Here is a 21,976-nt window from a genome sequence, read left to right as displayed (position 1 = left end):
TGAGCCTCAGGCGGGGGCGATTTCGTCATCGAAGAACCAGCAGGTGGCGCCATTGCTGAGCTCAACTACAACACCGATCCCTTTGCCATCGGTGGTCCGGAAATCGGTCACGGTGCCGGTGGCGTCCTTCTTCAGAAGCTCCACGAGGCTTGCCGGAATGCGATCACGCACTCGCGTGACCCGCACCTTGGAGCCGATGTCGATGGTGACTGCCGCCTGCTGTGACATGGCCTGCAAGGCTTGGAAAGTGGGCGTCACCCTAACAGCTGCGCCCCCGATCTTTGCCAAAGGCTTGATGGTTGCCCTTCGCCTGATTCCCTGCCTGGATGTCGCTGACGGTCGTGTCGTCAAGGGCGTGAATTTTGTGGGGCTGCGCGATGCCGGTGATCCGGTGGAGCTGGCTTGCCGCTACAGCCAGGCCGGGGCTGATGAACTGGTGTTTCTCGACATCGCCGCCAGTCATCAAGGGCGCGGCACCCTGGTGGATCTGGTGCGTCGCACCGCTGAAGCGGTCACGATTCCCTTCACCGTTGGAGGTGGGATTCGTTCCGTGGAGGGGATCACCGAGCTTCTGCGGGCGGGGGCCGACAAGGTGAGCCTCAATTCCTCAGCCGTGCGTGAGCCTGAGCTGGTGGCCAGGGGCGCCGAACGGTTCGGCTGTCAATGCATCGTGGTGGCGATCGATGCCCGGGCCAGGGATGGCGGCGGCTGGGATGTGTACGTCAAGGGGGGACGTGAGAACACCGGTCTGGATGCCGTGGAGTGGGCGCGTCGGGTGGCGGAGCTTGGTGCGGGGGAAATCCTGCTCACCTCCATGGATGGCGATGGCACCCAGGCGGGCTACGACCTTGCGCTCACGCGGGCCGTTGCCCAGGCGGTGCCCGTGCCTGTGATCGCCTCAGGAGGGGCGGGATGCCTGGATCACATCGCAGCCGCGCTCGATCAGGGGCCAGCGGGGGGGCAGGCCTCGGCCGCCCTGCTGGCTTCGCTGCTCCATGACGGGGTTCTGACCGTGGAGGCCATCAAGGCGGATCTGTTGCGTCGGGGTCTGCCGATCCGGCCCGCGCAGGCCTGATCAGCTTCTTAAGATCGATGACGGTATGTAAAAGCTGCGGTGGCTGGTCTGCCCCTGGTCGAACGCGCCTGGGCTCTGCCGCTCGGCTTGGCTGCAGTGCTCGCAGTCATCGCTTTGGTGGCCTGGGCCTTGCAATTGATGCAGGCGGCTGTTGATCAGCAGGAGTTTTCGCTCATGCTGGCGGGCTGCATGGTCTGTTCTGCCGCCGTGGGCCTCGCGACGGTCATGGTGATGACATTGAACGGCCTGCCGCTCTGAGAACGGTCCCTTTGAAACCCGGAGATCCCGCAGCCGTTGAGCAGCTCTTCAACGCTGTTGCCCCCCGTTACGACCGCCTGAACGACCTGCTCAGTCTTGGCCTGCATCGCCATTGGAAGCGGCAGATGCTGGTCTGGTTGCAGCCCCGTCCGGGCGAGCGCTGGCTTGATCTTTGCTGCGGCACAGGGGATCTGGCCCTGGCGCTAGCCCGCCGTCTACGTCCGGGGGGTGAGGTTCTGGGCCTCGATGCGGCGGCCGCCCCCTTGCGGCGGGCCCAGGAGCGGGCATCCCGAGAGCCCTGGTTGCCTGTCCGATGGCACCAGGGAGATGCCCTCGCGACAGGCCTTCCCCCCGCGGCTCTGGATGGAGCGGTGATGGCTTACGGGTTACGCAATTTGGAAGATCCCGCCGCGGGGTTGCGAGAGTTGCAACGGGTGCTGAAGCCCGGGGCGCGGGCTGCCGTGCTGGATTTCAACCGGCAACCGCCCGGCAGTGCTGCAGAAGCTTTTCGGCGGGCTTACTTGCGCAGGCTGGTGGTGCCAGCCGCTGCGATGGCGGGCTTGCGTGATCAATACGCCTATTTAGAGGCCAGTCTCGAACGTTTTGCCACTGGCCCGGCTCAGGAGCAGATGGCCTTGGCTGCAGGCTTTCTTGAAGCCCACCATCGCCCCCTCGCCGGGGGGCAGATGGGTCTGCTGCTGCTGAAAACCTGACCATCCATTTCGTCTCATGCTGTGTCGCTTGCGACCAGGGCGGTGGTGGGTTTAGAAAGAAATGATTAAGAAAACGGTGCTTGGCCGTGGCGTTCCCTCTCCCCTCTCTGCTCTCCTCGATCGAGGACCTGCTCCTTGAGGTGCAGTGGCTTGACGGGATGATCCTGGTGACCGACTCCCAGCGCGCCACCTTCGTCTCGTTCTCCCAGGTGGATCCGGTGCTGCGTCGCCTGCGCGCTCGGCCGAAGGGCATGGAAGTGGCAGAAAAGCTCTGCATGTCGCTGCTGGATTCCCACGGCAAAGCATCCGCCAAGCCTGTGCTCGTCTTCCAGGGGGATGGCAGCTTCTGGTTGGGAATGATGAGTCCGAGTCGCAGCAATCCCCATCGGCATCACGCCATCGCCCACTTGCATCGCTGCTTCTCCCTGAGCCGGTAGGGGGACCCTTCGGCTGGAGAATGGCGTGCGATCGGCCGCCAGCGGATGCACTTCCAGGACATCATCAGCACCCTCAATCGTTTCTGGGCCGACCAGGGGTGTCTGCTGCTGCAGCCCTACGACACCGAAAAAGGCGCCGGCACCATGAGTCCGCACACGGTGTTGCGAGCGATCGGGCCGGAACCCTGGGCGGTGGCGTATCCCGAACCCTGCCGCAGACCCACCGATGGGCGCTACGGAGACAATCCCAACCGGGCACAGCACTATTTCCAATACCAAGTGCTGATCAAGCCATCACCCGATGGCATTCAGGAGACCTACCTGGCCTCCCTTGAGGCCTTGGGGATCAAGGCGGCCGAGCACGACATTCGTTTCGTGGAAGACAACTGGGAGTCGCCCACTCTTGGGGCCTGGGGCGTGGGCTGGGAAGTTTGGCTGGATGGCATGGAGGTGACGCAGTTCACCTATTTCCAGCAGTGCGGAGGCATCGACTGTCGTCCGGTGTCGATTGAAATCACCTACGGCCTGGAGCGCCTGGCCATGTATCTCCAGGATGTCGAGAGCATCTGGGATCTGAGTTGGAACGCAGAGCGCAGCTATGGCGATCTCTGGCTTCCCTTCGAAAAGGGACACTGCCACTTCAATTTCGAAGCTTCCGATCCTGAGCGACTCAAGCAGTTGTTCGCGATCTATGAAGCTGAGGCCGCGGCACTGATCGAGAAGGCTCTGCCTGCACCGGCTCTTGACTTCGTTCTGAAGTGCAGCCACACCTTCAACTTGCTTGAGGCCCGGGGAGTGATCTCCGTGACCGAGCGCACCGCCACCATCGCCCGCATCCGCAATCTGGCCCGCAAAGTTGCGGAGTCCTGGCTGGCGGAGCGTGAGGCGCTTGGTTTCCCTCTCCTGAAGCAGCCTTAGCCGGGGGAATGCTCAGGGAAGCCTTGTCCCTGAGCGATGCCCGCCCGTCTGCCGAAAGCGCGGATCCTGCTGCTGTTTGTGCTGATGGCTCTGCTGTCGTTGCGCTTGTTGTGGGCCTCCGCACCCAACCCGGGGCCCCAGGATCCAGCGGCGTTGATCAGCACCAAGTCTCAGGCCGCGATGCTTTGGCTTGAGGGTCGCGTGCTGGTTGATGGTCCCCTGCGTGATGGGGCCTGTCGGGCCCTTGTGCAGGTGCATCGGATCAATGGCCAGCGCCGATCGGGGCGCACCGAACTGCAGTGGCGCCCCTGCCGCGAGGGATTGCGAGCGGGTGCCTGGATCCGTGCCAGGGGGCGTTTGCGAGCACCGGCACCTGCGGCCCATCCCCTGCTGAGTGCACCGGCCCAACGACTGGCGGCCCATGGGGCCTGGAGTCAGTTCCGCACCAAGGCGCTGGAGGTCACCGGGCAGGACTGGACCCCCCTGGCCGATGCCCGGCGACGGATTGCCACTCAATTTCAGGATGCGGCCGGGCCGGATCGAGGCGGTCTGCTGGCGGCGTTGGTGCTGGGCAGTGCCCAGGTGCAACTCTCCGCCGAGCTGCGCGATGGCTTTCGGGTTGCTGGCCTCTCCCACGCCCTGGCGGCTTCAGGCTTTCATCTGTCGGTCCTGCTTGGAACCACCCTTGCTCTGGCCCGATCCTGGCCGGCGGCATGGCGACTGAGCAGCGGTGCCGGAGCGATGGGGCTGTTTCTGGCCCTGGCTGGTGCCCAGCCCTCCGTGGTGCGAGCGGTGTTGATGGGTTCGGTGGCGCTGTTGATTCGCGAGGGCGGGCAGCGCAGTCGACCGTTGGGGGTGCTGGTGTTCAGTCTTGTGCTGATGGTGTTGATCCACCCGGCCTGGTTGCACTCGATCGGGTTTCAGTTGAGTGCTGCTGCCACGGCCGGTCTGGTGATCACCGCCCGGCCACTGGAGCTCTGGTTGGCGGCCCGATGGCCGCATCGCTTCGGCCCATGGCTCTCCACCGCTCTCTCGGTGCCGTTGGCGGCCTTGCTCTGGACCCTGCCGCTTCAACTGCTGCACTTCGGTTCGACGCCCTTGTATGCGTTGGTGGCGAATCTGCTGGCTGCGCCTCTCCTGGCTCCCCTCACCCTGGCGTCCATGGCCCTGGCCCTCGTGGTGCTCGTGCTCCCTGAGGGGGTCACCCTGCTGCTTCTGCCCTGGTTGATCTGGCCCGTGAAGCATCTGGCGGCGCTGCTGATCGCCATGGTGACTTGGATCAGCCAGTGGCCTTTTGCTCAGCTGCTGACCGGTCGTCCTCAGCCCTGGGTGGTGCTGCTGTTGGTGCTGGGCCTGCTGCCTTGGTTGCTTCAACACTGGTGTGGTCTTCGCTTGCGAACCCTGCCGTTGTTGCTGCTGGCGGTGCTGATCCAGGCGATGGTGCAGCTTGCCGATGGGCTGGTGGTGGTGGAGCAGTGGGGGCGCCATTGGCTGCTGGCGCGTCATCAGGGGCGGGCCGCTCTGGTGAGCAGTCATGGGGATCGGCGGAGCTGTGCCCTGGCCCGCCGTCTCGTTGAGGCCCATGGCCATCGTCGCCTTGATTGGGTTGCGTTGCTCGATCCTGTGGCCAGCGATGCTTTGCATTGCTGGCGTGCTCTCGCGCGCACGGTGCTGGCGGAACACCAGGGGCAGCCGCCTTTAGCCCCAGGCCAGCGACTGGCGAGTGCGGGGCTGGAACTGCAGGCTCCAAAACAGATGGCGGGACAGGGGCTGCTGTTGCTTCAGGCCGGTCGCCGCCGTGTGAACCTGAGGCAGGCAACGGGTCGCCCCCTAAAGTGAGGTGCGCCTAATCGGCGTTTGGAGAGGTGGCAGAGTCCGGTTGAATGCGCACGACTCGAAATCGTGTAGGGGTCACACCCTCGTGGGTTCGAATCCCACCCTCTCCGTTTTCATCCGGCTTGGTCGATGGATCAGGAGTGAAATAACAGCACCAAGCCCTGGCTCACCTGGTGAAATTCCCGTTCCTCACGGCTGAGATCCAGACCCACCTGCAAGCCTTCTTTCATCGCATCCTCAAAGGGAGGCGTGAGCGGTGACTGACTTTTGTTCCAGAGGGCGGCAATGCCAACAGGGGTGGCATGCCATCGGAAGCAGCTGGTCTCTCCAATCGATGGTTCGCTCAGCGACTCCTCCAGCAGGGCATGGATCGCCATGTTCGTCGTGGACATGGATCCAGCTTCGAGAGGGCGCTCGACAGGCGCAACCTGCTGAGAGACTTCGTGATGAATCTGAGCCCTCCTTTGGATGCCAGGCGAGGCATTGCCACATCTGCCCGGTCGCATTGCTCTGGTGCACGAGTGGTTTACCCCTCGCTCGGTGGGTGGTGCTGAGCAGGTGGTGGCGGCCATCGATGACCATCTCGCTACCCGGGGCATCAGGCCTGATCTTGCGGCCCTTGTGGATGCAGAAAGCGGTCGCCCTGGGAGCCGCTGGCAGGGGCGTTGCATTCTGACCAGCCCGATTCAGGCGCTGCCCTGGGGCACCTCCCATGTGCAGCAGTATCTGCCCCTCCTGCCTCTGGCGATCGAGCAGATCGACCTCTCCGATTACCCCCTCGTGATCAGCAGTAGCCATCTGGTGGCCAAGGGAGTTCTTACGGCCCCCGATCAGCTTCACATCAGCTACGTGCACACTCCCGTGCGTTACGCCTGGGATCAGATGCACGCCTATCTGCGTCGCTCTGCCCTGGTGCGTCGTGGCTTCGGACCACTCATCCGCTGGCAGCTGCATGCACTGCGCCAGTGGGATCAGCTCAGTGCTCAGCGGGTGGATCATCTTCTGGCCAACTCCAGGTTCACGGCCCGGAGGATTCAACAGTTCTGGGGGCGCGAGGCTCAGGTTCTGCATCCGCCCGTGCAGGTGGAGCGCTTCCGCTGGGACCTCCCACGCTCTGATGTCTATCTCTGCGTCTGTCGTCTTGTGCCCTACAAGCGGGTGGATGTGGTGGTGGAGGCCTTTAATCGCCTTGGGTTGCCACTCCTCGTGGTTGGAGACGGGCCAGAGCGCCCTGCTCTGGAGCGACTGGCGGGACCATCGGTTCAGATCCTTGGGCGATGTCCCCAGGATCAGGTCGAGAGGCTGATGGGAACCTGCCGGGCTTTTGTGTATGCCGGCCTCGAAGATTTCGGCATTGCCCCAGTGGAGGCGATGGCGGCCGGCGCCCCCGTGATCGCCCTTGGACGGGGCGGCTTGCTTGACAGTGTCCGCTGTGCGGCAGCCGGGGTGTCCGCCCCGACTGGTGTGCTGTTTTCTGAGCAAACTCCGGCCGCTGTGGCTGAGGCCGTGCGCTGGTTTGAAGAGCGGCGCCTCTGGCAGGAGCTTGCCCCTGAGTCCCTTCGCCTGTGGGCTGAGCGTTTCCGTCCGGAGGCGTTTGCGTCCCGCTTTGAGACGCTTGTCGACCGCCTCTGGCTGGCCCATCGGAAGGCCTGTGCCGTTGCGGCGAGTGACCCTGGTGGGCTGCCGGAGCTCGGGCGTTGCGATTGAGTGGAATGAGACGCGTGGGAAACGAAATGGTTAGCACCCTGCGTCGTCAGGCCAGCCGTCGCCATCTGCGATTGCTTGCCGCTCCACCTTCCACCCTGCCGGCCGGCCTGCTCGTGCGTCAGCAGAGTGGCTTCGGTCGCACACTCAAGCGCAGCGGCGATGTGGTGTTTGCCCTGACTGTGCTCAGTCTCGGTGCTCCGGTGCTTGTTGTTTTGGCCGTGCTGGTGAAGCTGAGTTCTCCCGGTCCGGTGTTCTATGTGCAGCGGCGTGTTGGGCGCGGTTATCGGCATTTCGGTTGCATCAAATTCCGCACCATGCGTGCCGATGCCGATCAGGTGCTCGCCAGGGTGCTGGCTGAATCAGCAACGATGCGCGCTGAATTCGAGCGGGACTTCAAGCTGCGTCAGGACCCCCGCATCACCCCGATCGGTCGTTTCCTGCGTCGCTCGAGTCTGGATGAGCTTCCTCAGTTCCTCAACGTGTTGAGGGGGGAGATGAGTGTGGTCGGCCCTCGGCCGATCGTTGATAAGGAGATTGAGCGTTACGGGCCCTACATGGATGAGGTGCTCGCTGTGCGCCCTGGCCTCACTGGGCTCTGGCAGGTGAGTGGACGCAACAACCTCAGCTACGCCAAGCGGGTGCGGCTGGATCTGGCCTATGCCCGTGGTCGCTCGTTCCTTCTTGACTTGGCGATCATCCTGCGCACCTTCGGCGTGCTCCTGCTCCCGATGGATCGGGGCGCTTACTGAGCGACGGCCAGACGGCTGATCATGAGAGCGACCAGAAGCCATGCCACTTCAAGGGCAAGACTGAGGTTCAGGATTCTGTCCACGGCGCTCTGATTGACATCGGGCATGCCACCTGCGAGGACTGGTTTGTTCACCCAGCGGTCGCCATAGCGATTTCTGCCGCCGAGGCGAACACCAGCGCAGTGGGCATAGATCGCCTGTGAGCGTCCTGCATTCGGTGATGGATCAGGGCGGCCATCCCGTTCAGCGGCACGCACCAGCCGTAGCCAAGCGCTCCAAGGGCGACAGATCAGGGGCAGGCTCACCATCACCAGGCGGCAGGGCAGCCAGGTGAGCCAATCGTCGAGCCTCGCTCCAGCGGTCCCTAGCCAGCGAAGCCTTCCGGTTCGATAACCCAGCATCGAATCAAGGGTGCTGCTGGCCTTGAAGGCCCAGGCCAGGCAGAGCGGACCGGGACCTTCTTGCCAGCCGATTTGCCAGAGGCCTGCACCGACCAACATCCAAAACAGGGGTGCGAAGAGTCCGTCCACTGCGTTTTCACTGGCGGTTTCCGCCGCGGCTCGCAGGATCTCCGGTTCTTGCAGGCCATCCGTCTGGCGTCCAACGATCCAGCTCAGTCGTTGGCGTGCCGATGACAGGTCACCGCCATCTGAACTGGGAAGCGCCTTGAGGACTGCCAACACGCTGGACCGCAGGCTGCGCGCGGCCAAGGCACTGGCCAAACCGATCACCAGAAGGACCGTTCCCGAAGCTGAGAACAGCGGGGACAGCGTTGGTTGGGCCGCTCTTTCGATGCACCAGCCGCATCCGGCACTGGCGCCCACCAGAAGCACGGTGATCAGTGTGCCGCCGGCCCTCAGGGCCCAGGGTCGATCGCCAGCCAGGCGTTCGACCCCTGCTCGAAGGATTGTGATCCAGCGCCCCATCCAGATCACCGGATGGGGAGACCAGCGGGGATCGCCAACCAGCAGGTCGAGACCTGCGGCGGCAATCACCAGGAGAAAAGGGTGAATGGCCCCTGATCAGGCGGCTTTCAGCCAGCTGAACATCGAGCGCAGGCCCTTGCCCACCTTTTCGATCGGATGCTCGGCATCGCGGTCGCGGATCTTCTTCATTTCAGGCTTGCCGGCTTCGCACTCGGCCACAAAGTTGCGGGCAAAGGTGCCGTCTTGAATGTCGGAGAGGATCCGCTTCATCTCTGCCTTGGTATCGGCGGTGATCAGGCGCGGGCCACTCACGTAGTCGCCGTATTCCGCAGTGTTGGAGATGGAGTCGCGCATGGCGGTCAGGCCACCCTTCACCATCAGGTCCACGATCAGCTTCACTTCGTGGAGGCACTCGAAATAGGCGAGCTCGGGCTGATAACCAGCTTCCACCAGGGTTTCAAAGCCGGCCTTCACTAGCTCAGAGAGGCCACCGCAAAGCACGGCCTGCTCACCGAAGAGATCGGTTTCGGTCTCCTCCTTGAAGTTGGTTTCGAGGATGCCGGCGCGGGTGCCACCGATGCCTTTCGCGTAGGCCATCGCCAGCCCACGGGCGTTGCCGGAGGCGTCTTGCTCGATCGCGAACAGGGCGGGAACGCCCTGACCGTTCTGGTATTCCCAGCGCACGGTGTGACCAGGGCCTTTCGGGGCGATCATCACCACATCCACATCGGCGGGGGGCTTGATCAGGCCGAAGCGGATGTTGAATCCGTGGGCGAAGCTCAGCACCTTGCCGGCGCTCAGGTGTCGCGCGATCTCCTTGTCATAGACGTCTTTCTGGAATTCATCGGGCAGCAGCACCATGATCCAGTCAGCCTTGGCGGCCGCATCGGCCACGCTCAGCACTTCCAGGCCATCCGCCTTCGCCTTCTCGGCGGAGCGGCTGCCCTCATAGAGGCCCACCACGACGTTGACGCCGCTGTCCTTGAGGTTCAGGGCGTGGGCATGGCCTTGGGAGCCATAGCCGACGATGGCCACCGTCTTGCCGCTAAGCAGCGAGAGATCAGCATCGGAGTCGTAGAAGAGCTGGGCCATCCGGGCGGAATTCTTGAACGGAATAACGCCTGAGCTTACGCAAACGCCTGAACGCTCAGGCGTCGTTGGGGTGGGCGATCACCCGATCGATGAGGCCGTAATCCTTGGCTTCCTCAGCGCTCAGGAAGTAGTCGCGGTCCGTGTCCTTCTCGATCTTCTCGAAGCTCTGTCCGGTCATGTCGGCCATTGAACGGTTGAGCATCTCCTTGATGCGCAGGATCTCGTTGGCTTCGATTTCGATGTCGCTCGCCTGCCGCTGGGCGGTGCCGCCAAGGGGCTGGTGAATCATGATGCGGCTGTGGGGCAAGGCCAGGCGCTTGCCTTTGGTGCCTGCCGTCAACAAAAAGGCACCCATCGAGGCGGCCAGGCCCACACAGATGGTCACCACGTCGCTCTTGACGTATTGCATGGTGTCGTAGATCGCCAGACCGGCGGTCACGGATCCACCTGGGGAGTTGATGTACAGGTAGATGGGCTTGCTGCTGTCTTCGGAATCCAGATACAGCATCTGGGCCACCAGGCTGTTGGCGATGCCGTCATTCACTTCCTGGCCCAGGAAGAGAATCCGCTCCACGCCAAGGCGGGTGTAGATGTCGACCCAGCGCTCCATCTGGCTGCCGGGGAGGCGGTAGGGAACGCTGGGGGTACCGATCGGCATGGCTCGAGCAGAAGTGAGAGGGGCTGGGCGGTGTGAGCTGTGATGTTGAAGCGAATCCGGCTTCAGGCCGGGTCAGCTGGTCAGAGAGAGGCCGGAGGACTGGTGGGCAGGTCCTTTCGACTGCTGAGCACCCGGTCAATCAAGCCGTACTCCACGGCCTGTTCCGGTGTCAGATAACTCATCCTGTCGGAATCCTTGGAGAGCTGCTCCACGCTGCGTCCTGTGTTCTCCGAAAGGATTTCGAGCATCGCCCGCTTGTTGTGGAGCACTTCCTTGGCACGGATCTGAATGTCCGTGGCCTGGCCGCGGGCGCCGCTGCGCGGCTGGTGCAGCACGATCGAGGCATGGGGCAGGGCGGCACGCTGCCCTTTAGTGCCGGCGGAGAGGATCACCGCCGCCGTACCCATGGCCTGGCCAATGCAGATCGTGTGCACGGGGGGCTTGACGTAGCGAAGGGTGTCGCAGATCGCGAAGGCTTCGGTCTCGAAGCCAATCGCATCCCCTGTGTACCAACTGGTGCCGGTGGAGTTGATATAGAAGTAAATCGGCTTGTCAGGGTTGTCGAACTCCAGGTAAAGGAGCTGAGCAATGATCAGTTCGGTCACATCAAGCCCGAGCTGACGCTTGGTGTCATCGTCGGAGAACAGCGGAAGACCGAGATAGACGATCCTCTCCTTGAGCATCAGCGAGGGCAGATCCGGTGGCGGAGTCCGCAGCACCGTGGAATCCCCATAGTAGGGCGCTGACGTGGTCATCCTCTGCACATCCCCTTGCGTCTCGGGAGCCTAGCGGGGGTTGGCCGGAGGCCGCTCATTTCCTTTGCTTCCACTGTTTCCTCGTGGGGGGCGGTTGGCCTTGGCTGAGCGTGGGGCGGCGGATTCTTTCTCCAGGCGGGCAAACACCATCCGTCCGCTTGGGTTCTGCAGGGCACCGGTCACGACCACGGGGAGGCGGTCACCGATCGCGGTGCCGGCTCCTTCCACGACCACCATGGTGCCGTCGTCGAGGTAGCCAACGCCCTGGTTGTTTTCCTTGCCCTGGCGCACGATCTTGAGCAGAAGTTCATCGCCTGGCTGAACCTCTGGACGCAGGGCGATCACCAGCTCACTGAGGTTCATCACCTTCAGCTCCTGCACCTGGGCCACTTGGGCGAGGTTGAAATCAGCCGTCACCAGGGTGCCGCCGGTATCGGCGCTCAGCTGCAGCAGGCGGTCGTCGGTGCCAGCTCCGTCGTAGCGGGTGGTGTTGATCACCAGTCGGCGACCGTAGGTTTCGCGAAGATCTGTCAGCAACTTGAGCCCGCGCCGGCCACGGGCCCGCTTCTCCGCATTGGCGGAGTCGGCCAGCTGCTGCATCTCATCAATCACCGTCTGGGCCACGATCACCTGGCCCTCGAGCAATCCGCAGGCCAGGAGCCCGCGAATGCGTCCATCAATGATCACGCTGGTGTCGAGGATCTTGGCGCTGGCCGGAGTCAGCACCCCATCGGCCACCAGCAGCGCCTCCGTCGACGACGGGTTGAACAAGCGCAGGAGCGTGCGGCCATGCACTTCAGCGAGGTTGTAGCCCAGCACTCCGAAGAAGACATTGCTCAGCACCGCCGCTAGCGGCTTCACCAGTGACACGGCACCGGCGAGGGGCAGCAACAGGATCGGGGCGAGGAGCAGGTTGGCCACCAGCAGCCCAAGAATCAGGCCCACGGCTCGGCTGACCAACAGATCCGTGGGCATGGTGCGCACTTGGCGCATCAGCTGCTGACGCAGCCGGCGAAAGACCAGGCCAGCAATCAGGCCAATGAAGGCGCCAAAGCCGGTGAGCACCCAGCGCACTCCTTCGACATTGGTGGTGTCGTTGAACAGATCCTGAGGCAACAGATGCACGCCCATCCAGCCGGCTGAGGCACCTGAGATCAGAAACACAAGCAGGATGAGCGCTTCCACCATGGGTTCAGGTCGTGGCTGCTCACTCCAGTTGCAGGCAGCATGCACCATCTTCCGCCGCTTGGCCCGGGCAGATGTCCGCACCCCGTAGCGCCTATCTCCATATTCCCTTCTGCCACAGGCGTTGTTACTACTGCGATTTCGCGGTGGTTCCACTGGGGGATCGCGTGGATGCTGCCGGCGGGCCCGGTCGGGCTTCGATCGAGGCTTATCTTGCGCTGCTCCATGAGGAGATCGCCCTGGCGCCCCCAGGCCCGCCCTTGAGCACCGTGTACATCGGGGGCGGGACCCCATCCCTGCTGACACCAGCACAGATCGAGACCCTGCTCCATCGATTGGAGGACCGCTTCGGGGTGCAGCAGGGGGCGGAAATCACCCTGGAGATGGATCCGGCCAGCTTTGATCAGGCCGCTCTGGGGGCATTGCTCGATGCCGGAGTCAATCGTGTGAGCCTCGGTGGCCAGAGCTTCGACGATGGGGTTCTGACCGCGCTGGGTCGACGGCACCGACGGCTGGATCTGCTGCAGGCCTGCGACTGGTTGCGGGCGGCCGAGATCGATGGTCGTCTCTGGAGCTGGAGCCTTGACCTGATTCGGAATCTGCCCGCTCAGACGCGCTCCGGATGGGAGGAGCAGTTGCACGAAGCCCTTCAGGTGGGGGCTCCCCATCTGTCGATCTATGACCTATCCGTTGAGCCCGGCACCGTGTTCGCCTGGCGGCAGCAACGGGGTGAGCTGGACCTCCCCGAGGAGGACGAAGCGGTCGCTGTGATGGAACGCACCACTGAGCGCCTCCAGCAGGCGGGGTTCTGTCGGTATGAGATTTCCAACTACGCCAGACCCGGTCACGCCTCCAGGCACAACCGGGTGTATTGGAGCGGAGCCGGTTGGTGGGGGTTTGGCCTCGGGGCCACCAGTGCCCCCTGGGGGCAGCGGCTGGCAAGGCCGCGCACCCGCGAGGCCTACGGGCTCTGGATCGCAACGCAACGGCAAACCCTCGACCCTTCCCTGCAAGCCGCCTTGGCGGAGCGGCTTCCGCTGGATGACCGTTTGCTCGTGGGACTGAGGCGCCGCGAAGGTGTGGATCTCTGGGCGAGCGCCTGCGCCAGTGGCTGGGATCCTTCCCTTTGCCGCCGACATCTTCCCGATCTGGAGCGTCGCTGGACGCAGGCGGAAGCGTCTGGACTGATTCAGCGTTGCGGTCAGCGCTGGCGCCTCAGCGATCCGGAGGGAATGGCCCTCAGCAATCAGGTGCTTCTTGAAGTGGTGCGCTGGTGGGAGGCGCTGCCCCCTGGCGTTGCTGTTCCACCCAACCCTTGAGGGCCTCAATCATGAGCTGACGACCAGGGATGAGGGCAGGGCTGAAGGGGGGCTGCACAGGGGTCAGGCCGAGCAGATCGGCGGTCACCCGTACCTGTCCATCGCAGGACGCGCCGGCTCCGATGCCGATCACAGGAATCGTCAGCATCGCCTGGACCTTGGCGGCCAGCTCCGTCGGCACATGCTCCAACACCAGGGAGAAACAGCCCGCACTCTCAAGCGCCTGGGCCTGACGCAGCAGCTTCTCCTGGCTACGGGGATCCTGCGCCTGCTGGCGGTAGCCCAGACGATGCACCGCCTGAGGGGTCAGTCCCAGATGCCCCATCACAGGGATCCCCATGCGGACGAGGCGATCGATCACCGCCACGACCTCCGGTTCAGCCCCCTCCAGCTTCACGGCGGCGGCACCGGAGTCTTTGAGTAAAAGTCCGGCTGCCGCAACGGCTTGATCCTCACCGCACTGGTAGCTGAGAAAGGGCAGATCGCAGATCACCAGTGGCTGTTGCTCCAGAGGGCCGCTCAGCCCTCTGCAGACCGCCTGGCAGTGATGCAGCATCTGCTCCAGGCTGACCGGCAGGGTGGTGGCATGGCCGAGTACCACCATGGCCAAGGAATCACCGACCAGCACAAGGTCGGCACCAGCGGCCTGCACCAGGGTTGCTGACAACCCATCCCAGGCGGTCAGCACAGTGATCGGTTGACCGGTCTGTTTGTAACGGATCAGGTCAGATGGGCGCATCTGCCTCTCCAGGCCAGCGGAGGTCCATTGCTAGCATCGCAACGACTCGGACCCATGCGGTTCGGACGCCCAAACCTGGTCAGGACCGGAAGGGAGCAGCCACACGGGATGCTCAGGGCAGGCGTGGACTCCGGGTCACCCCCTTCCAATGGGAGATTGGATGAGGAACTCCTCAGCCGATCCCTCCATCGCGCTTGAGCTGACGCTGGCGCAGAAATTCAGGGATGCTGGCGCCGGCCTCAGGGGCTGGGCTGAAGGAGGGAGATGCGTTGGAGCTGGCGCGTCGCTCACTGCGGTAAGGCTGACCGTTCTCAAACCCCGTGGCGATCACGGTGACGTGGATTTCTCCTTCGAGACGCTCGTCCACGACTGCACCCACAATGATGTTGGCCTCGGGATCCACCACGTCGTAGATCACCTCTGAGGCAGTGGTCATGTCTTCGAGGGTCATGTCGCGACCACCGCTGATGTTGATCACACAACCCTTGGCGCCATCGATGCGAGCTGCTTCCAGGAGGGGGCTGTTGATCGCGGTCTGAGCAGCCTCGATGGCGCGGGAGCGTCCGGACCCCACGCCGATTCCGAGCAGGGCGGTGCCAGCTTCAGTCATCACGGAACGCACATCGGCGAAGTCCACATTGACCAGGCCGGGGCAGGTGATGATGTCGCTAATGCCCTTCACGCCCATCCGCAGCACGTCGTCAGCACTGCGGAATGCTTCCTGCAGAGGGGCACCGGCGATGGCATCCCTGAGACGGTCGTTGGGAATCACGATCAGGGTGTCGACGTGCTCCGCCAGACGGGCAATGCCTTCATCGGCCTGGCGCATCCTTCGACGACCTTCGAAACCGAAGGGTTTGGTGACGATTCCAACGGTGAGGGCACCGCTCTCCTTCGCGACCTCCGCGACCACGGGAGCAGCACCGGTACCGGTGCCACCGCCCATCCCGGCGGCGATGAACACCAGATCAGCACCCTGAAGAGCCTGCTGAAGGTCAGCCCTGGATTCTTCGGCCGCCTTCTGGCCGATGCTGGGATTGCCACCGGCACCAAGGCCACGGGTCAGGGTCTGTCCAAGCTGAACCCGGTGGTCTGCCGCCGACTGCAGAAGGGCTTGGGCATCGGTATTGAGAACCCGGTAGGAGACCCCCTCGAGATCGCTCTGAATCATTCGATTCACAGCATTGCTGCCACCACCGCCAACTCCGATGACTTCAATGCGGGCGGACTGACTCGGAAGAATCCCTGTGCTCTCGGGGCTGGGGGACTGATGTGTACCCATCATCTCCATCGTTAAGGCCGAACCGTTGAGCTGTGGGTGCATTATGTCCCTGCGGTTCGCGTCCGCTGCAGATTTTGGTCAGCCTGGGGCGTCCTGCCTCGCTCAGCAACAAAGCGTCAGGGTTTGCTGTCTGTGGGTGCTTTCTTGTTCAGCTGCAGCTCCGGACGGCTTGGATCACTCAGATCAAGGCTGCTGCCCTGCTGTTGCCTCAGGTGAGCGGGAAGACTTCGGCTCAGCTGGGCCATCATGACCATCTGTTGCTGCATCAGGCCTGGATCGGAGCCGAGATGCACCAGCCCAAGCCCGGTCACCTGAAGACTGATTCCCCCCTCAGGACTGAACAGGACCCGCTGGAGTGTCCCGCCCAGCTGCGCACGGTTCTCGAGCAGCAGTGCGATGGCGTCTCTCTGGCTAGGGATCCAGCCCTGGATTTCAATGCTTGTTTCCGGTTTGTCGCCGCGGGCGGCCATCGTCGCCGGCATCCACTGGCCTCGCCGATCAACCATTCCCCGCTCGACTCCGCGGGGACCGGTGCGACTGGCCGCTGCCATCGGTCGACGGTCGTCGAGTTCCACATCGAGTCCTGGAGGCAGCAGGCGCCGCCGCACGGCGGCTGATTGCACAGGCAGCTCCCGCATCAGGGTCTGCTCCATCGCATGGGGATCCAGGCCAAGGAGGGGCTGGGGGAAACGCATGCCAGCCGCCTGGCTGACGGCTTCCACCCCCAGGCGTTCGCTGCCGCTGACCTGCAGCTGTTGGGGGCTGCGCAGGACCCATCCTTGGGAGAGGAGCACCCAGCCAAGGCCACCGGCGGCTCCACTGAACCACAGCAGTCGCCAGAGCTGGATCAAGCGATCTTGACGGCGCTCGCGACGCCGGCGACGCCGGCGTTCGACGCCAGGGCGGAGCGGCGCTTCAGTGGTCCGCGAGGCTGACTTTGAGGCTGGACGGCGACGGCTCACAGGTCGCAGCGAGCTGTGGCCATCAACTGACCCATCCAGCTGCGGGCTCGCTCCGCATCCGAGAAGGGCACATCCATCTGCTGCCCTCCACCGATCAGGCGCAAGCGACAACGGCCCTGGGATTCATGGGCCAGCGGCGCTTCTCCTGAGGCAAGGGCCATCAGTTCGACCATTTCCAGGGTTTTGATCGCAAAGCGTCCTTGCTCTTCAAACTTTCCGGCTGAAAAACTGCTCCAGTGCAGTTCACCATCCTTGACGCGGGCTGCCCCGCAGCCATCGAGTTTGGCTAGTTCCGCGCCTTCAGCCCAGCTGCGGAACAGCGATTGGCGACGGCGCTCCAGCCAGCCCAGGGCTGCTAGCAGCACAAAGACGAGAAGAAGCGGAAACCAGAGCAATCCGTGAATCATCGCCAGTTCAGAGCCCAGCCTTTCTCCAGGCGCTCATTCTCGCGCGTTCTCCACCAGTCGTGCCACCAGTGTTTCCAGAGGTAGCCCGCTGGCGTTCCAGAGCATGGGGTACATGCTCAGGGAGGTGAAACCTGGAAGTGTGTTGATTTCATTGATCCAGAGCCGGTCTTGGTGGTCGTCGTAGAAAAAATCAACGCGGGCCATCCCGCTCACGCAGAGAGCGCGGCAGGCCGCAAGGGCCATCTGGCGCACTTGATCGGAGTGATGGGATGCAATCGGGGCGGGAATCAGGGTGTGGCTGAGGCCGTCGCTGTATTTGGTCGTGTAGTCGTACCAGTCGGCGTCAAAGCGGATTTCACCCACCACTGAGGCCTCGAGTGTTTTGACACCGATCACGGCACATTCCAGCTCTCGAGCCTTGACGCCCTTCTCCACCACGATGCGCTGGTCGAGTTCAGCGGCGAGATCGAGGCCTTCGTTCAGCTCCTGACGTGTGCGCGCTTTGCTGATGCCCACCGAGGAGCCGAGGTTGGCCGGTTTCACAAAACAGGGATAGCCGAGCTCTGCCTCAATGCACTCCAGGAGCTTGGAGCGCTCTTCGGGCTTGGTGAGTTGCTCAGCATTGAGACCCACATAGGGCACCTGGGCGAGTCCGGCGGCAGCGAAGGCCGCCTTCATGGCCAGCTTGTCCATCCCCACAGCAGACCCGAGCACGCCAGCCCCCACGAAGGGCTTGCCCATCAGCGTGAAGAGGCCCTGCACGGTTCCATCCTCACCATTCGGACCATGCAGCACCGGGTACCAGACGTCGATGGACTCAGCGCCGGATGGCAGGCCACCAAACCCTTGCGGGGGTAAGGGATCGGGAAGATCACTGTTCTCAGCCGCTTGGCCGCTGGTGAGCACAGCCTCAGCGACAGCTTCCGGCCACCAGCGGCCCTCCGGATCGATATAAAACGGCGTGACCTCGAAACGCTCTCGGTTTGCAGCGCTGCGCAGGGCGGTGATCACGGTGCTGGCCGACCGGATCGAGACCGCGTGCTCTCCTGAGGCACCACCGAACACCACGCCGACGCGAACTGAAGAGCTGGGCATGGAAGAGGTGCCTAGGCGGGCGGGAGCGCCAAAGGTATCAGCCGCTGACAGGGGTGCCACTGAGGGAGAAGGAACGCACCGCGTCAATGCGGATCTTCACGGTGTCTCCGGGTTGGAAGCTGCGGCCATCCTCAGACCGTGCACTGAAAAAGGTGAGCCGGTTGGTCCGAGTCCGTCCCATCAGCTGGCTGGTGTCCTTGGGATTGATACCCTCAGCGAGCACCTCCTCGATCCGGCCTGCATACCGGGCATTGCGCTCGCGGGCCGTGCGCTCCACGAGGGCGTTCAGTTCCTGCAGGCGAGCTACCTTCACGTCTTCGGCCAGTTGGTTGTCCCAGTCGGCCGCCGGCGTGTTCGGCCTCGGCGAATAGGCCGCCGTATTCACCTGATCGAAGCCGATCGCTTCGACAAGATCGAGAGTGCGCCGGTATTGGGCGTCGGTCTCTCCAGGGAAGGCGACAATCACATCGGCACTGATCGCTGCATCCGGCATCCGCTCACGGATCCGGTCAATGATGCGGCGATAGCGCTCCACCGTGTAGCCGCGCGCCATGGCACGCAGGACATCGTTGTCGCCGCTTTGGAATGGGATATGGAAGTGTTCGCACACCTTGGGCAGATCCGCACAGGCATCGATCAGCCGTTCGGTGAAGTAGCGGGGATGGCTGGTGGCGAAGCGCAGACGCTCGATGCCCTTCACGTCATGCACCTGGTGGAGTAGGTCCGTGAGGGTGTGTTGGCGACGGCCCTCGCTGGTGATCCCGGGTAGATCCCTTCCGTAGGCATCGATGTTTTGCCCCAGCAGCGTGATTTCCTTGAAGCCCTGGGCTGCCAGTCCCTCCATCTCGAGTCGGATCGCCTCCGGGAGCCGTGATTGCTCCTTACCGCGCACCGAAGGCACCACGCAGTAAGTGCAGCGTTCGTTGCAGCCGTAGATCACGTTCACCCAACCGCAGATCGTGCTGTCGCGGCGGGCGGTGGTGATGTCTTCGAGGATGTGGTGCTCTTCGGTGGCCACCACCTGCTGGCCGCTGTCCACCTGTTGGAGGAGCGTTTCCAGGCGGTTGGCATGTTGGGGGCCCATCACCAGGTCGAGTTCGGGCACACGGCGGAGCAGCGACTCACCCTCCTGCTGGGCCACGCAGCCAGCGACGACCAGGGTGAGATTGGGATTGCTGCGTTTGCGTTGGGCCTGCCGGCCTAGATAGCTGTAAACCTTCTGCTCGGCGTTGTCTCGGATTGTGCAGGTGTTGTAGAGCACCAGATCGGCTTCAAGCTCTGCGCTGGCCTCCCTGTAGCCCATGGCCTCGAGGATGCCGGCCATCCGCTCGGAATCGGCCTTGTTCATCTGGCAGCCGAAGGTGGTGATCCAGTAGCTGCCCCGTTGCGTGGGGCTGCTGATGGGGGAGGCGGAGACGGTCAAGGTGGACGGCGTTCCGGTGAACCGGTGTGGGCTTCATCAGTGTCGGATACGACGGTGCTGTGCCAGTTTGAGGATCGGTGCGTTGATGGGATGGGCTGGGCCCTGCGGCGATTCCCCCTCTCCAAGGCTGTGCCCCTGGCGATCAGTCGGGGCACGACCGCGTCAGTGGAGCATCTGTTGCTGCAGCTGGAGGCGGAGGGCTGCATCGGTCTGGGGGAAACCGGTGGTTTCGACACCGGCCATCGCCACTACGCCATCGATGCCCTTCAGGCCGAGTTGGAGTCGGTGCTGCCTCTGTTGGACTCCCTGGATCCTGCCGATCGCGGGGCAATCGCGGATCGGATCGCTCCCCTTTCCCCCCCGGCTCGGTGCGCCATCGACCTCGCCCTTTGGGACTGGTGGGGCAAGCGACTTGGCCAGCCCCTCTGGCGACTGCTGGCCCTGCCGGTCGAGAGGCCCGTCGAGACGTGGTCTGTCGCCACCAGTGTCACCCTCGGCTTGGCCTCGGTGGACCGGGTGCTTGAGCGACTTCAGCGTTGGTGGCAGCTGCTGCCGGCTTCGCGGATCAAATTGAAGCTCGGCAGCCCGGATGGTCTCGACCATGATCGGGCCCTGCTGGAGGCCGTGGCAGAGGCGATCGAGCGGGAGGGACAACGCCGGCAAGAGCCCTTGGAGCTGCAGGTGGATGCCAATGGAGGCTGGACGCTGGACCAGGCCCGGCGGATGCTCAGCCACCTTCAAGCCCATGGGGTGGTGCTGCTGGAGCAACCCCTTCCGGCTCAGGTCGATCCAGAGGCGGACCGCCTTGCCTTTGCAAGGTTGAAGCCCGATTGTCCGCTTCCTCTCGTGGCGGATGAAAGTTGCTGGGATCTGAACGATCTGCTTCGGCTTGCCCCCCATGTCGATGGGGTCAACCTCAAGTTGCTCAAAACCGGAGGCTTGAGTGAGGCTCTGCTCATGGCCCTGGTCGCCCATCGCCTCAATCTGGCGCTGATGGTGGGTTGCTATTCCGACAGCACCTTGCTCAATGGAGCCGCCGCCCAGCTGTTGCCCTTGATTCGTTGGCCGGATTTAGACAGTCATCTCAACCTTGTCGACGATCCCTTCACGGGCTTACCCATCAGTGCGGACCGCCTGGGAGTGCCCAGGACCCTCGGCCTCGGGATTGATTGGCAGGAGGTGAGGCTCTGATGCTTCGCGCTGACCATCCCGTGGTGCTTCTCCAGCATGGCGGGCTGGATTCACTCACCGGAAAGACCGGCCTGGCGATGCTTCGGCACCGTCGCGGCCCGATCGTGGCTGTGATTGACCCGGCTCATGCAGGGGCAGACCTCGAGGCAGTCACAGGGATTCCGCGCGCCGTACCGGTGGTGGCAGATCTCCAGTCGGCTCTCCCCTTGGGTCCCGCGGTGGCGGTGGTGGGTCTGGCTCCCTCGGGGGGGCGCTTGCCGGAGCCGGTGCGGGCCGATGCTCTGGCGGCCCTACGGGCTGGCCTCAGCCTGGCCAGTGGCCTGCATACCCGCTTGGCAGACGATCCCGAGCTCAAAGCGGCCTGCCGGCCCGATTGCTGGATCTGGGATCTGCGCTGCGAACCCCCTGGTCTTGTGGTGGCCCAGGCCAGGGCAGCAGCCCTTCCCCAGCAACGTGTGCTGGCGGTGGGCACCGACATGGCGGTTGGCAAGATGAGCGCTTGTCTGGCCCTGCAGGCCGCGGCCGAACGTCGTGGCCTGCCGAGCGCCTTCATCGGGACAGGTCAGGCGGGGATCCTGATCAGTGGGGCCGGTGTGCCGCTGGATGCCGTGCGAGTGGATTACGCCGCTGGGGCGGTGGAGGCCGCTGTCCTGCAGGGGGCGGAAGCCCTGCCGGTGGAAGGGATGGTGTTGGTGGAGGGGCAGGGCTCCCTTTGCCATCCAGGATCCACGGCCACGCTGCCCCTGCTGCGGGGGAGTCAGCCCACGGCGTTGCTGATGGTGCATCGGGCCGGACAGGGCACGATCGAGCGTCTTCCTGAGGTGCCCTTGCCCCCGCTGGCGGAGCTGGTGCAGCTCTGCGAAGGTCTCGCTGCGATCGCTCGTCCTGTTCAGGCGGGGCCGCCTGCCAAGGTGCGGGCGCTGGCGCTGAACACCGCGCGCCTGGAGCCGGCGGAGGCGCAACAAGCCGTGGACGCGATCGCCGCTGAACTGAATCTGCCCTGTGCGGATCCCCTCCGCATCGTTGCTGGCTGCCATGGCGCCGACCTGTTGCTCGATGCCTTATTGACGCCCTGAGCCAAGGGGGACGAGGAGTGCTGAAGCTCTCGTCTGGTTGAAAAGGGCGAGCGAGGGGATTCGAACCCCCGAATAGCGGCGCCACAAGCCGCTGCCTTAACCACTTGGCGACGCCCGCCGCGTCGGTAAGAATCTACCAACCTGCCCACAGCACTCTGTCGCCCGACTCCCCT

At 63.8% G+C, this 21,976-nt stretch carries 24 protein-coding genes, 2 tRNA genes and 1 other RNA gene; 13 read left to right on the top strand and 14 right to left on the bottom strand.

What is annotated here, in order from left to right; translation table 11 throughout:
- Window positions 1-6: 6 nt before the first annotated feature.
- Window positions 7-228, bottom strand: coding sequence for a DUF2862 domain-containing protein (locus tag H0O21_RS13035; protein ID WP_131456153.1), 222 nt, complete (start codon window positions 226-228; stop codon window positions 7-9).
- Between the two features lie 67 nt (window positions 229-295).
- On the opposite strand from H0O21_RS13035, the gene hisF reads away from it, so the two are divergent.
- The 7 genes from hisF (at window position 296) to H0O21_RS13000 (ending at window position 5,347) form a co-directional block, all read left to right on the top strand.
- Window positions 296-1,075 carry an imidazole glycerol phosphate synthase subunit HisF gene (hisF, locus tag H0O21_RS13030; protein WP_131456155.1) on the top strand — a complete coding sequence of 260 codons (780 nt, stop codon included), beginning with the start codon at window positions 296-298 and terminating at the stop codon, window positions 1,073-1,075.
- 39 nt (window positions 1,076-1,114) lie between these two features.
- Window positions 1,115-1,333 carry a hypothetical protein gene (locus tag H0O21_RS13025; RefSeq protein ID WP_185189936.1) on the top strand — a complete coding sequence of 73 codons (219 nt, stop codon included), beginning with the start codon at window positions 1,115-1,117 and terminating at the stop codon, window positions 1,331-1,333.
- Window positions 1,334-1,344: 11 nt separating this feature from the next.
- A complete protein-coding gene (gene ubiE / locus H0O21_RS13020) occupies window positions 1,345-2,046 on the top strand; it encodes a bifunctional demethylmenaquinone methyltransferase/2-methoxy-6-polyprenyl-1,4-benzoquinol methylase UbiE (RefSeq protein ID WP_185189935.1) in 702 nt (233 codons plus the stop codon).
- A gap of 86 nt (window positions 2,047-2,132) precedes the next feature.
- Window positions 2,133-2,483 (top strand): hypothetical protein, encoded by a 351-nt coding sequence (locus H0O21_RS13015; RefSeq protein WP_131456159.1) that lies wholly within the window; start codon window positions 2,133-2,135, stop codon window positions 2,481-2,483.
- A gap of 45 nt (window positions 2,484-2,528) precedes the next feature.
- Window positions 2,529-3,401, top strand: coding sequence for a glycine--tRNA ligase subunit alpha (gene glyQ / locus H0O21_RS13010; RefSeq protein WP_185189934.1), 873 nt, complete (start codon window positions 2,529-2,531; stop codon window positions 3,399-3,401).
- Between the two features lie 36 nt (window positions 3,402-3,437).
- Window positions 3,438-5,240: a ComEC/Rec2 family competence protein gene (locus tag H0O21_RS13005; RefSeq protein WP_185189933.1), complete on the top strand. Its 1,803-nt coding sequence runs from the start codon at window positions 3,438-3,440 to the stop codon at window positions 5,238-5,240.
- Window positions 5,241-5,260: 20 nt separating this feature from the next.
- Window positions 5,261-5,347 (top strand) — tRNA-Ser (locus H0O21_RS13000).
- 24 nt (window positions 5,348-5,371) lie between these two features.
- Here the strand turns inward: H0O21_RS13000 and H0O21_RS12995 are convergent.
- On the bottom strand, window positions 5,372-5,629 hold the full coding sequence (locus H0O21_RS12995) for a hypothetical protein (protein WP_185189932.1): 258 nt from the start codon (window positions 5,627-5,629) through the stop codon (window positions 5,372-5,374).
- Between the two features lie 76 nt (window positions 5,630-5,705).
- Here H0O21_RS12995 and H0O21_RS12990 point away from each other — a divergent pair, with 76 nt between their 5' ends.
- Window positions 5,706-6,944 carry a glycosyltransferase gene (locus tag H0O21_RS12990; RefSeq protein ID WP_185189931.1) on the top strand — a complete coding sequence of 413 codons (1,239 nt, stop codon included), beginning with the start codon at window positions 5,706-5,708 and terminating at the stop codon, window positions 6,942-6,944.
- Window positions 6,945-6,970: 26 nt separating this feature from the next.
- Window positions 6,971-7,693, top strand: a complete 723-nt coding sequence (locus H0O21_RS12985) for a sugar transferase (protein WP_255441036.1) — start codon at window positions 6,971-6,973, stop codon at window positions 7,691-7,693.
- Here the strand turns inward: H0O21_RS12985 and cbiB are convergent.
- The 5 genes from cbiB to H0O21_RS12960 form a co-directional block, all read right to left on the bottom strand.
- Window positions 7,687-8,688 carry an adenosylcobinamide-phosphate synthase CbiB gene (gene cbiB, locus H0O21_RS12980; protein WP_185189929.1) on the bottom strand — a complete coding sequence of 334 codons (1,002 nt, stop codon included), beginning with the start codon at window positions 8,686-8,688 and terminating at the stop codon, window positions 7,687-7,689. The two genes, H0O21_RS12985 and cbiB, sit on opposite strands and share 7 nt — an antisense overlap.
- 27 nt (window positions 8,689-8,715) lie before the next feature.
- On the bottom strand, window positions 8,716-9,711 hold the full coding sequence (gene ilvC / locus H0O21_RS12975; RefSeq protein WP_185189928.1) for a ketol-acid reductoisomerase: 996 nt from the start codon (window positions 9,709-9,711) through the stop codon (window positions 8,716-8,718).
- 55 nt (window positions 9,712-9,766) lie between these two features.
- The gene (locus tag H0O21_RS12970; RefSeq protein WP_131456173.1) at window positions 9,767-10,369 is read right to left on the bottom strand and encodes an ATP-dependent Clp protease proteolytic subunit; all 603 of its coding nucleotides are present in this window, start codon (window positions 10,367-10,369) and stop codon (window positions 9,767-9,769) included.
- A gap of 80 nt (window positions 10,370-10,449) precedes the next feature.
- Window positions 10,450-11,124, bottom strand: coding sequence for an ATP-dependent Clp protease proteolytic subunit (locus H0O21_RS12965; protein ID WP_131595462.1), 675 nt, complete (start codon window positions 11,122-11,124; stop codon window positions 10,450-10,452).
- A 30-nt stretch (window positions 11,125-11,154) separates the two neighbouring features.
- Window positions 11,155-12,312: a PIN/TRAM domain-containing protein gene (locus tag H0O21_RS12960; RefSeq protein WP_185189927.1), complete on the bottom strand. Its 1,158-nt coding sequence runs from the start codon at window positions 12,310-12,312 to the stop codon at window positions 11,155-11,157.
- A 71-nt stretch (window positions 12,313-12,383) separates the two neighbouring features.
- Between H0O21_RS12960 and hemW the strand changes: the two genes are divergently transcribed.
- Window positions 12,384-13,628: a radical SAM family heme chaperone HemW gene (gene hemW / locus H0O21_RS12955; RefSeq protein WP_185189926.1), complete on the top strand. Its 1,245-nt coding sequence runs from the start codon at window positions 12,384-12,386 to the stop codon at window positions 13,626-13,628.
- Here hemW and panB read toward each other — a convergent pair.
- Window positions 13,549-14,367 carry a 3-methyl-2-oxobutanoate hydroxymethyltransferase gene (panB, locus tag H0O21_RS12950; RefSeq protein WP_185189925.1) on the bottom strand — a complete coding sequence of 273 codons (819 nt, stop codon included), beginning with the start codon at window positions 14,365-14,367 and terminating at the stop codon, window positions 13,549-13,551. The genes hemW and panB overlap by 80 nt on opposite strands.
- A gap of 43 nt (window positions 14,368-14,410) precedes the next feature.
- Between panB and ffs the strand changes: the two genes are divergently transcribed.
- Window positions 14,411-14,507, top strand: an RNA gene (gene ffs, locus H0O21_RS12945) — signal recognition particle sRNA small type.
- Window positions 14,508-14,539: 32 nt separating this feature from the next.
- On the opposite strand, the gene ftsZ is transcribed toward ffs, so the two are convergent.
- The 5 genes from ftsZ to miaB form a co-directional block, all read right to left on the bottom strand.
- The gene (gene ftsZ / locus H0O21_RS12940) at window positions 14,540-15,691 is read right to left on the bottom strand and encodes a cell division protein FtsZ (protein WP_185189924.1); all 1,152 of its coding nucleotides are present in this window, start codon (window positions 15,689-15,691) and stop codon (window positions 14,540-14,542) included.
- A gap of 74 nt (window positions 15,692-15,765) precedes the next feature.
- Window positions 15,766-16,611, bottom strand: a complete 846-nt coding sequence (locus H0O21_RS12935) for a cell division protein FtsQ/DivIB (RefSeq protein WP_185189923.1) — start codon at window positions 16,609-16,611, stop codon at window positions 15,766-15,768.
- A complete protein-coding gene (locus tag H0O21_RS12930) occupies window positions 16,608-17,018 on the bottom strand; it encodes a hypothetical protein (protein ID WP_131595474.1) in 411 nt (136 codons plus the stop codon). Before H0O21_RS12930 ends, H0O21_RS12935 begins: the two co-directional genes overlap by 4 nt.
- A gap of 33 nt (window positions 17,019-17,051) precedes the next feature.
- The gene (locus H0O21_RS12925; protein ID WP_185189922.1) at window positions 17,052-18,113 is read right to left on the bottom strand and encodes a D-alanine--D-alanine ligase family protein; all 1,062 of its coding nucleotides are present in this window, start codon (window positions 18,111-18,113) and stop codon (window positions 17,052-17,054) included.
- A gap of 37 nt (window positions 18,114-18,150) precedes the next feature.
- Entirely contained in the window at window positions 18,151-19,461 is a 1,311-nt protein-coding gene (gene miaB, locus H0O21_RS12920) for a tRNA (N6-isopentenyl adenosine(37)-C2)-methylthiotransferase MiaB (protein WP_255441207.1), read from the bottom strand.
- A gap of 165 nt (window positions 19,462-19,626) precedes the next feature.
- On the opposite strand from miaB, the gene H0O21_RS12915 reads away from it, so the two are divergent.
- Both H0O21_RS12915 and H0O21_RS12910 read left to right on the top strand, forming a co-directional pair.
- Window positions 19,627-20,727 (top strand): dipeptide epimerase, encoded by a 1,101-nt coding sequence (locus H0O21_RS12915; RefSeq protein WP_185189920.1) that lies wholly within the window; start codon window positions 19,627-19,629, stop codon window positions 20,725-20,727.
- A complete protein-coding gene (locus H0O21_RS12910; protein ID WP_185189919.1) occupies window positions 20,727-21,803 on the top strand; it encodes a DUF1611 domain-containing protein in 1,077 nt (358 codons plus the stop codon). The genes H0O21_RS12915 and H0O21_RS12910 overlap by 1 nt, the downstream gene beginning before the upstream one ends.
- Before the next feature lie 45 nt (window positions 21,804-21,848).
- Here the strand turns inward: H0O21_RS12910 and H0O21_RS12905 are convergent.
- A tRNA-His gene (locus H0O21_RS12905) sits at window positions 21,849-21,921 on the bottom strand.
- Window positions 21,922-21,976 lie beyond the last annotated feature (55 nt).

The organism is Synechococcus sp. HK01-R (genome assembly GCF_014217855.1).
Lineage (GTDB): Bacteria > Cyanobacteriota > Cyanobacteriia > PCC-6307 > Cyanobiaceae > Synechococcus_C.
This window is presented reverse-complemented; position numbering and strand designations above follow the sequence as displayed.